The organism is Streptomyces sp. Ru72, from assembly GCF_002920635.1.
Classification (GTDB): Bacteria; Actinomycetota; Actinomycetes; order Streptomycetales; family Streptomycetaceae; genus Streptomyces.
On the sequence record NZ_PQSR01000172.1, the window covers coordinates 1 to 9,193 of the forward strand.

6 protein-coding genes are annotated in these 9,193 nt (G+C 71.1%); 1 reads left to right on the forward strand and 5 read right to left on the reverse strand.

Annotation, left to right across the window (positions count from 1 at the left end; genetic code table 11):
- Positions 1 to 954: TIM-barrel domain-containing protein (locus C3488_RS38120; protein ID WP_146068015.1), on the forward strand; the 954-nt coding region annotated here is incomplete at its 5' end.
- Positions 955 to 1,021: 67 nt separating this feature from the next.
- Here the strand turns inward: C3488_RS38120 and C3488_RS38125 are convergent.
- The 5 genes from C3488_RS38125 to C3488_RS38145 form a co-directional block, all read right to left on the reverse strand.
- Positions 1,022 to 1,735, reverse strand: coding sequence for a hypothetical protein (locus C3488_RS38125; protein WP_103845420.1), 714 nt, complete (start codon positions 1,733 to 1,735; stop codon positions 1,022 to 1,024).
- On the reverse strand, positions 1,717 to 3,966 hold the full coding sequence (locus tag C3488_RS38130) for a glycoside hydrolase N-terminal domain-containing protein (protein WP_103845421.1): 2,250 nt from the start codon (positions 3,964 to 3,966) through the stop codon (positions 1,717 to 1,719). Before C3488_RS38130 ends, C3488_RS38125 begins: the two co-directional genes overlap by 19 nt.
- Positions 3,963 to 5,942 (reverse strand): beta-galactosidase, encoded by a 1,980-nt coding sequence (locus C3488_RS38135; RefSeq protein ID WP_103845422.1) that lies wholly within the window; start codon positions 5,940 to 5,942, stop codon positions 3,963 to 3,965. The genes C3488_RS38130 and C3488_RS38135 overlap by 4 nt, the downstream gene beginning before the upstream one ends.
- The gene (locus tag C3488_RS38140) at positions 5,942 to 8,167 is read right to left on the reverse strand and encodes a sialidase family protein (protein WP_103845423.1); all 2,226 of its coding nucleotides are present in this window, start codon (positions 8,165 to 8,167) and stop codon (positions 5,942 to 5,944) included. Before C3488_RS38140 ends, C3488_RS38135 begins: the two co-directional genes overlap by 1 nt.
- A gap of 104 nt (positions 8,168 to 8,271) precedes the next feature.
- A partial coding sequence (locus C3488_RS38145; protein ID WP_258053903.1) for a carbohydrate ABC transporter permease occupies positions 8,272 to 9,193 on the reverse strand: 922 nt, incomplete at its 5' end.

Genomic DNA, 9,193 nt, shown 5'->3' on the forward strand with positions numbered 1-9,193 from the left:
GTCCAGGTGGCCTTCTACGACGCCACGAACCCGGACGCCCGGGAGTTCGTCTGGTCACGGGTGAAGGAGAACTACCTCGACCCATACGGCATCAAGGCGTTCTGGCTGGACGCCTGCGAGCCGGAGCTGAAGCCCGGCTTCCAGGAGAACCTGCGCTACTGGGCGGGCCCGGGCCTGGAGGTCGGCAACATGTACCCGGCGGAGAACGCCCGCACGTTCTACGAGGGCATGCTCGCGGCCGGTGAGAGCGACGTCGTCACCCTCAACCGCTCGGCGTGGGCGGGCAGCCAGCGCTACGGCGCCGCCCTGTGGTCCGGCGACATCGGCACCGACTTCGCGACCCTGCGCCGCCAGATCGCCGCCGGCCTGAACACCGCGCTGTCCGGCATCCCGTGGTGGAACACGGACATCGGAGGCTTCCACGGCGGCGACCCGGACGACCCGGCGTACCGGGAGGTGATGGTCCGCTGGTTCCAGTTCGGCGCGCTGTCCCCGCTGATGCGCCTGCACGGCTTCCGTGACCCGGGTATGCCGCTGGGCCCCGAGATGACCGGCGGGCCCAACGAGGTCTGGTCGTACGGGGAGGAGGCCGGCGCGATCCTGGAGAGCTACCTGCGGCTGCGCGAGCGCCTTAAGCCGTACGTCCTGAAGGTCATGCGGCAGGCACATGAGGAGGGTCTGCCGGTGATGCGTCCGCTGTTCCTGGAGTTCCCCGGGGACGAGCGTGCCTGGCAGGTGGCCGACGCCTACCTGTTCGGGCCGGACCTGCTGGTCGCCCCGGTGCTGGAGCCGGGTGCGACGACGTGGACGACGTACCTCCCGGCCGGTGCCCGCTGGAAGGACGCGTGGACGGGCGAGACGTACGAGGGCGGCGCGTCCGTCACGGTCGACGCTCCGCTGGACCGCATCCCGCTGTTCCTGCGTGACGGGGCCGAGCTGCCGATCGCGGGATGAGGCCCGGGTGACGAACGTGCGGCCGGTCCCGCGGGGGGCCGGCCGCACGCTCATGTGGTCCTGCGGCTCAGCTGCTGCTGACGCTCTCGCTGTTGGTGGTGAAGTTCAGACCGCCGGACGAGGACGTGATCTCGAAGCCGAACTGCAGGTCCCCGATGGTCACGTCGCCGAACCAGCCCTTGGTGTCCTTGATCCACTTGAGGATCGGCAGGATGTTGACGGTGCCGGAGCTGGAGTTGGAGGTGCGGACGAACGAGAAGACCTCGTTCGAGCCGTTGTTGCCCTTGTAGACGGTCCAGGTGTGACCGCCCAGCGTGACGTTGCCCTGCGAGGTGCCGAGCGGCCCGACGGCTCCGGTCTTGTTGACCCAGAGCATGATCTCGTACTTGTAGCCGGTGTCCCAGATGTCGTACGACGTGTTGTACGCGCCGGTCGACGGCACCGTGACGTTGTAGCTGCTGGACAGCGAGGAGAGCGAGGTGATCGACTTGTTGATCACCTTCTTGGCGTTCGGGTAGGACTTGATGCCGCCGGTGTCGGGGTGGTTCGCCCACACCCCCCAGTTGGTGCCGGAGTTGGCCCAGATGCACTGGCTGCCGGCGCCGGAGCCCCAGATGTTGTTGTAGAGCGTGTAGCCGTTCAGTGTGGTGCTGCCCCACTGGTCGCAGGAGTTCCACACGGCGGCCTGGGCGGGGGCGGAGGCGATGCCGACGGTGGCGCCGAGCGCGAGTGCGGGGGCGATCAGCGCCTTGGTCAACCTGTTCAGCGTGCGTATTGCCATGGTGTCCCTTCCATGGGTGGGGGGAGTTGCTGCTGATCCTGCGGCCCCTGGGTGAGGACGCAGTCTTCGCCGGCGACGAGGTCGAGCGGCACTTCGCCGGCGGAAGTCCTGAGGTCGACGCGGCAACTGCGAGTGGGGCGCAGTACGGCCGTCGTCCGCTCGGGGCTCCAGGTGAGGTCGAGTTCGGCGCCGAACCGGGTACGGACGCCGAGGAGCCGGCCACGGGGGTAGGCGGCGGGCAGCGCGGGCAGCAGCACCAGCCGGCCGGGCGTCGACTGGACGAGCGCTTCGATGAGCACGGCCGGGAGCGTGTGGGCCGCGTCGGCGTTGTAGACGGCGAGGTGCGGGTAGTGCGCGCTCATCAGGGAGACGTGGAAGTAGTCGCCTTCCAGTACCTGGCCGAGGGCGTGTGCGACCCGGTCCGCGTCGCGCAGACGTGCGGCGACGAGCGCGTGGTGCAGGTGCCCGTGCGCCGAGTCGTTCTCCGCGCCGCGCAGTTCGAGCGCCCGGTGGGCGGCCTCGGCGAGGCCGGGCGTGTCATAGGGGTTGATCTCTTCGAGCGGCCACACGCCGTAGAGGTGGCTGATGTGACGGTGGTCGTAGCTGTCTTCCAGGCCCGGCCAGGCCCATTCGGCGAGGGCGCCGTCGGCGTTGACGCGGTGCGGCGGGAGGCGGTCGGCGAGGGCAAGCCACTCCTGCGCCCGCTCCGGGTGGTAGGCGGCGGCCGTGACCAGCGCGTGGCGGGCCGCCGAGAGGTCCATGGCGGCGTTGACCGTGCCCCAGCTCGCGTTCGCGGGACGGTTCTCGGGCGAGTAGGAGGGGACGACGACGAGCCGTCCGTCGTCGTCGGTGCGGGTGAGGAAGTCCTCGTAGAACGCGGCGACCTCGGCGAGGACGGCGGCTGTGCGCGGGTCTCGCCCGCCGTAGGTCTCGTCGTGGTCGACGAGCGGCTTGAGCAGCCAGTCGGCGCCCGCGGTCCACAGGTGCAGTGGGTACTCCCGGCTGAAGTGGTACGCGTACCCGGACTCGCCGTCGGTGTGGGCGGGGGCGACGACACCCCGGGCGCCGTGGACGGCGCGGGCGTTCTCCCGCCAGTGGTCGAGTTGGCCGTGGATCAGCGCCGCGTGGGCTGCTGTGACCTCGGGCAGGGCGCCCGCCGACGCGGAGGCGGTCTGCAGGTTCAGGTTGGCGTCGGTGGTGAACGCACCGGACCACGCCGTGTTCCAGTCGCCGGTCCACAGGCCGGTCAGCCGCGGGGGGAGCATGCCGCTGGAGCTGAGCAGGTGGTAACGGCCGGCGGCGAAGAGCCGTTCCAGAAGGGCGGCGCTCGTGGGGCGCCGGAGCAGCTCGGAGCCGGGCAGGGCGCGTTCGGCGGCGTCGGCGTCGAGATCGAGGGTGACGCGGAGGTAGGCCGGGCGGTGGAGGGCCAGATGGCGGTCGAGAAGTCCGGCGAAGGGTTCCTCGGGAGGCAGCAGCGCACGCAGGGCACGTGCCTCCGCGAGGGCGTCCAGTTCGCCGGTGTGCCGGTGCACCCGGGTCAGCAGCAGGACCGACTCGGCGTCGGTGATGCGGACGCCCTGCGCGGCGAGGGCGGTCGTGCCGCCGGTGACGACGGCCAGCGTCACGCCGGTGTAGGCGCGGTCGCTGCCCGGGTAGCGGGCGCGCAGGGTGAGGAGCGCGCCCTCGGCGGTGAGGGCGGTGCCGTGGCCGACGGCCAGGTCGCGTGGGGCGCCGGGCAGCCGGTGGTCGAGGGACAGCTCGAGTACCGGTCCGGGGGCGGTCACGTACTGCACGATCACGTCGTCCGCGCGCGAGACGAAGACCCGGCTGCTCCAGCCCGCGCACCGCGCCGTCGTGACGCCCGTGGTGAAGTCCACCGACCGCCGGTGGTCCCGGCCCTCCTCCACGGGCCGCCGCAGCCGCGTCTGGAACGCCGGGTGGAACGGCTGCACCCACTTCAGTTCCCGCCCGTCGGTGAAGTACTGGGCGGCCGCGGTCTCGCCCGCGAGCAGCCGGTCCTGGAGGTCGGGGAGCCGGGCGGCCAGCTCGGGCGGCCGGGCGTGTTCGCTGCCGTTGGGGCGTACGAGGGTGTGGTGCGTGACGATGACCCGGTCGTCGTCCGGGTCGCCGAAGATCATGGCGCCGTGTCGGCCGTTGCCGCTCAGGAAGGCGTCCTCCCAGCGGGCGGCGGGACGGGGCTCCCAGGTTCCGTGGACGAGCTCACCGGTCATGGGCGCAGCACCGCCACTCCGTGTCGGCCGAGGGCGAGGGTGTCCGTGACGGTCCCGCCGGTGAGCAGGTCGTAGTGGGTACCGGGCACCGTGACCTGGACCGGCTCGCGCCGGTGGTTCAGCACGAAGAGCAGGTCGCCGCGCCGGACGGCCTCGACCCCGGTGGGCAGATCGTCGAGCACGGGCCGTGCGCCCGCGTCGGCGGCGATGCCCGCGAGCAGGTCGCGCAGCGCCTCGGGGTCGGGCAGCGTGGACAGGTACCAGGCGCTGCCGGTACGCAGGACGGCGGGCAGTCCGTCGAGTTCTCCGCCCTTGTAGCGGGCGGCCACGGCGCCCGGACGTGCGGCCTCGAGTTCTTCGGACCACAGGGTGCCGCGGAAGCCGCCTCGGGGGCCGTCGCACTCGACGCTCTCCCCGGCGTCCAGCGGCCACCACTCGTGCAGGGTGCCGATACCGAAGAGGTCCCGCAGCCGTGGGTCCATGCCGCCGGGCCGTATCCGGTCGTCCTCGTCGGCGACACCGGTCAGGAAGCCGCAGACGAGGGTGCCGCCGCCGCGGACGTAGGCGAGGAGGTTCTCGATCGCCGCGTCACCGAGGAGGTAGAGCTGTGGGACGACGACGAGACGGTACGCGGACAGGTCGCGCTCGGGGTGGGCGAAGTCGGTGGTGAGGTGGGCGTCCCAGAGGGCGCGGTGCCAGGCGTGGAGGACGGCGGAGTGGTCGATCACGGTGGAGAGGCGCCCGTCCTGTGCGGCCGCCCACCAGGAGTGCCACTCGTGGAGGATCGCCACGTCGGCCTCGAGGCGACTTCCCGTCACCTCGGGTCCGAGCCGCGCCAGCTCCGCGCCGAGCCGCTTGACCTCCTGGAACGTGCGGCCCTGTTCCCCCGCGTGGCTGACCATGCCCGAGTGGAACTTCTCCGCGCCCTGCCGGGACTGCCGCCACTGGAAGTAGCAGACGGCGTCGGCACCGCGGGCGACGGCCTGCAGGGACCACAGGCGGTTGAGGCCCGGGGGCTTGGGGTGGTTGACGCCACCGCGGTTGACGGGACCGGCCGCCTGCTCCATCAGCATCCAGGGTCCGCGTGCCTGTGAGCGGGTCAGGTCCTGGACGAGCGCGCCGTGCTGGCCGCCCAGCGGGTCGCGCGGATCGGGATAGATGTCGACGGAGACGACGTCCTCCTCCTCGGCCCAGCGCCACGCGTCCTGCCCGAACCACAGCGGCATGAAGTTGGTGGTGACCGGGATGTGCGGGGTGTGACGGCGCACGATGTCACGCTCGGCGAGGTAGCACTCCAGGAGCATGTCGGAGGTGAAGCGCCGGAAGTCCAGCACCTGGGTGGGGTTCCTCATGTAGTGGGGCTGCCGGGGCGGCAGGATGCCGTCCCAACTGTCGTATCCCTGGCTCCAGAAGGCCGTGCCCCAGGCGGTGTTGAGCGCCTCGAGCGTGCCGTACTTCGCCCGGAGCCAGCGGCGGAACGCGGCGGCCGCCTCGTCTCCGTAGTCGAAGGTGCAGTACTCGTTGTTGATGTGCCACATCGTGAGGGCCGGATGGCCGGCGTAGCGGGCGGCCAGGTCCTCGGTGATGGCGGCGGCGTAGCGCCGGTAGGTGGCGCTGGAGTGCGAGAAGTGCTGACGGCCGCCCCACCACTCGATGCGGCCGTCGTCGTCGCGGGGCAGGGTCTCCGGGTGCAGCCTGCCCATCCAGGGCGGGGGCGAGGAGGTGGGGGTGGCGAGGACGACGCCGATGCCGTTGTCGTGCATCAGGTCCATCAGCACGTCCAGCCAGCCGAACTCCCGTGCGCCCGGGTGGGGTTCGAGCTTCGCCCAGGAGAAGACACCGAGCGTCACGGAGTTGACCCCGGCGTCCTTCATCAGCCGGACGTCCTCGTGCCAGGTCTCCTCGGGCCACTGCTCGGGGTTGTAGTCGCCGCCGAAGAGGATCCGCCCATCGGTGGCGGTACTGAGGTCCGGCATCAGGACGGCTCCCCGTACTGGATGCCCCGCCCGTTGGTGGCGAGGTAGACACGGCCGTGGACGCGCGGGTCACCGATGACGGCCGTGCCGATCCAGCCCCACTGGTGCTGGTCGTCGTTGATCCGCACCCACGTCTTGGCCTCGTCGTCGGAGCGGTGGACGCCGGTGACGGTCCCGATCCTGCCCACCTGGTAGATCGCGGGGTAGTCGGCGCCGTCCGCGGCCCTGCCGAAACCGAGACACTCCGAGGCTGCGACGCCGGCGGTCTTCGAGAAGCTCGCGCCGCCGTCGGTGGACCGGTACAGGCCCTCCCAATTGGCGCTCAGCCACAGGTCGCCGGACCTGCCCGGCGCCGCGACCAGCTTGAACTGGCTGTCCCCGGAGGGCAGTCCGGCCGCACGGGCGGTGAAGGTACGGCCACTGTCGGTGCTGGCGTACAGCGTTCCCGTATCGGTGTCGTACGCGTAGAAGAGCGTCGGGTCGGCCGGGTCGGCGACCGGCGTGGCGCCCTTCGGGAAGGAGGTGACCTCGGACCAGGTGGCGCCGTTGTCCGCGGAGCGGTGGGCGGGGTACTTCGTGCCGTCGGAGTGCACGAAAACCCAGAGCAGCACGCTGCCGTCGGCGTTGGTGGCGATCGGCCCCGGTGCGTCCTTGGCGATGGAGGGCTGGGCCTCGAAGGGCGCCCAGGTCTGCCCGCCGTCGTTCGAGTAGGCGCCGTTGCCGTGGTCGCCCCAGCCGGTACGGACGACGTAGGCCGGCCTGGCCGCGGCCTGGGCTAGCCCCATCGCCGACCCGAAGACCGGGTTCGACGCCATGCCGCGCGAGGGCGATGCCGTGAGCGACTCGTGGTACATCACGCCGATGTCCCCGAGACCGCTGATCAGATGCGCCTCCCCGGCCGGGGGCGAGATCAGCAGGCGCACGGCCGTCTCCTCCAGGCCGCGGATCTGCGGGGCCCAGTTCTTCAGATCCCGCGTGCCGTAGAGGGTGGCGCCGGTGCCGTAGACGATGTGCCGCGAGTCGTACGGGTCGAGGGCGAGGGCCTGGATCCACCAGCCGAACTTGGGCTTGTCCTGGCCCCACTTGAGGTAGGGGGTCTCGGAGACGTCGAAGACGGCCGTGTCCTTCAGGGACGTCCAGGTGCGGCCGCCGTCGGTCGTCCGGTACAGGGTGTCGATGTCCGCCCACCGGTTGTTGGTGGAGACGACGACGGTGCCCGGGCGGCGGACGTCTACGGCGACACCCCCGTACCCGAAGGTGTCGGCGGATCCGTCGGCGGCGGTGCCGCCCGGCTTGACCGGCGTGACCTCGGTCCACTTGCCGTTGAGGGTGCAGAGCTTGTGCACGCTGCCGTCGGACTGGCCGTTGGGGCCGGGCGCGTTGGCGTAGGTCACGTACAGGTGGCCGGTGCCCCGGTCGAAGGCGGCCCGGATCGGGACCTTGGCGGCGGTGCCGGAGGGCTGGCCGGGGACGGCTTCCCAGGTGGTGCCGTCGACGGTGCGGTAAAGGTTCTTGGCGCCGGCCGTGCCGTCACCGTCGCCCCAGCCGGCGTAGAGGGTGCGCCCGGCGGCGACGAGGAAGGTGACCCCCTGCCCGGTGGCGCTCGGGGACGCCGGGAATCCGGTCACGGCCGCCCAGGTCGCGCCCCGGTCGGTCGACTTGAGCAGCCCGTCGTGCCGGGTGCCCAGCCACAGCGTGTTGCTGTCCCGCGGATCGACGAGCAGCCGCTCGCCCGTGCCCCGGCCGTCCTCGTTGGCGCCGAGCTTGACGCCGAGGTCGGTGCGGGTCCAGGTGGCACCGCGGTCGTCGGACCGCAGGATCGCCCCGTTGCCGGCCCAGGACTGGGTGTAGGTGCCGAGGGCGAGGTAGACGCGGTCGGGGTGGGCGGGGTCGACGGCGATGGCCTCGACGCCGAGGAGGTTCCAGTCGTCCGAACCGAGGTGGTCGGTCAGCGGGGTCCAGCGGGCGGTGCGGTCGTCCCAGCGGTAGGCGCCGCCGATGTCGGTACGGGCGTAGGCGAGGCCGCGGACCGAGGGGTGGAAGAGAACGCCGGTGACGAAACCGGTACCGCCTATGACGGCGTTGCGCCAGCGGTAGGCCGGCGCGGCGGTGGCGGTCGGTGCCGCGGCCAGCGCCTGTCCGGGGACGAACGGGACGGCGGTGAGCGCGGCGGTCGCCGCGGTACCGGCGAGAACGACACGTCGGCTCGGAGTGGACGCGGGCATGACATACCTCGTTCCGTGCGGTGGGGACAAGGGGGAGGTTTGGGCCCGCCGCGGCCGACCGCTGATGGGGGCAGGTCGGCCGCGGCGGAGTCGAAAGGGGTGACTCAGCCCTTGATGGCTCCGGTGAGCATGCCCTTCTTGAAGTGCCGCTGGACGAAGGGGGAGGCGATCGCGACGGGGATCAGGGCGAGGACCATGACCGCCATCTGCAGTCCCAGCGAGGAGAGTTGACCGGTGCGGACCGCCTGCTGGAGGCCGGTCGGCGCCTCGGTGTTCTTCTGCACCAACTGGATGAGCACGTTCTGCAGCGGCATCATCCGCTGGTCGGTGAGGTAGATGGAGGCGTTGAACCAGGCGCTCCAGTACCCGACCGCGTAGAACAGCGAGATGACCGCCAGCACCGCCCTCGACAGCGGCATGATGATGGTCAGCAGGATGCGCAGGTCACTGGCCCCGTCGATGCGGGCGGACTCGGTGAGTTCGGGGGAGATCCCCATGAAGAAGGCCCGCAGGACGAGGATGTTGAAGACACTGACCGCGCTCGGCAGGATCAGCGACAGATAGGTGTCGGTGAGATGCAGCGACTGCACCAGAAGGTACGTCGGGATGAGGCCGGCCCCGAAGAACATGGTCGCCATCATGGTCATCAGGAAGAACCGGTGACCCAGAGTGCCCCGCCGGGACAGACCGTAGGCCGCGAGGACCGACACCGTCATCGAGAACAGCGTGCCGCAGAGCGTGACACCGACCGAGACCATGATCGCCCGGCTGACCTGGCCACCGCTGAGCAGTTCCCTGTAGTTGACGAAGGAGATGCCCTGGGGGATCACGACCAGACCGCCGACCCGGTCGATCACCGGTTTGGGCGAGAGGCTGGTGACGATCACGATCCACAGCGGACCGAGGACCCCCAGACAGCACAGCAGAAGGAATCCGCCCTTGGCGGTGAGTCCGGCCTTGCTGGGCGGCTCCTCCCACACGGGGCGGGCGGGTGCCTTGAGGCTGCGGATAAGCGTCGTGTTGAGA

Excerpts from the sequence above, each read along its gene's own strand:
- C3488_RS38140 (WP_103845423.1), bottom strand. The coding sequence starts at position 8,167 with ATGCCCGCGTCCACTCCGAGCCGACGTGTCGTTCTCGCCGGTACCGCG.
- C3488_RS38135 (WP_103845422.1), bottom strand. The coding sequence starts at position 5,942 with ATGCCGGACCTCAGTACCGCCACCGATGGGCGGATCCTCTTCGGCGGC.
- C3488_RS38125 (WP_103845420.1), bottom strand. The coding sequence starts at position 1,735 with ATGGCAATACGCACGCTGAACAGGTTGACCAAGGCGCTGATCGCCCCC.
- C3488_RS38130 (WP_103845421.1), bottom strand. The coding sequence starts at position 3,966 with ATGACCGGTGAGCTCGTCCACGGAACCTGGGAGCCCCGTCCCGCCGCC.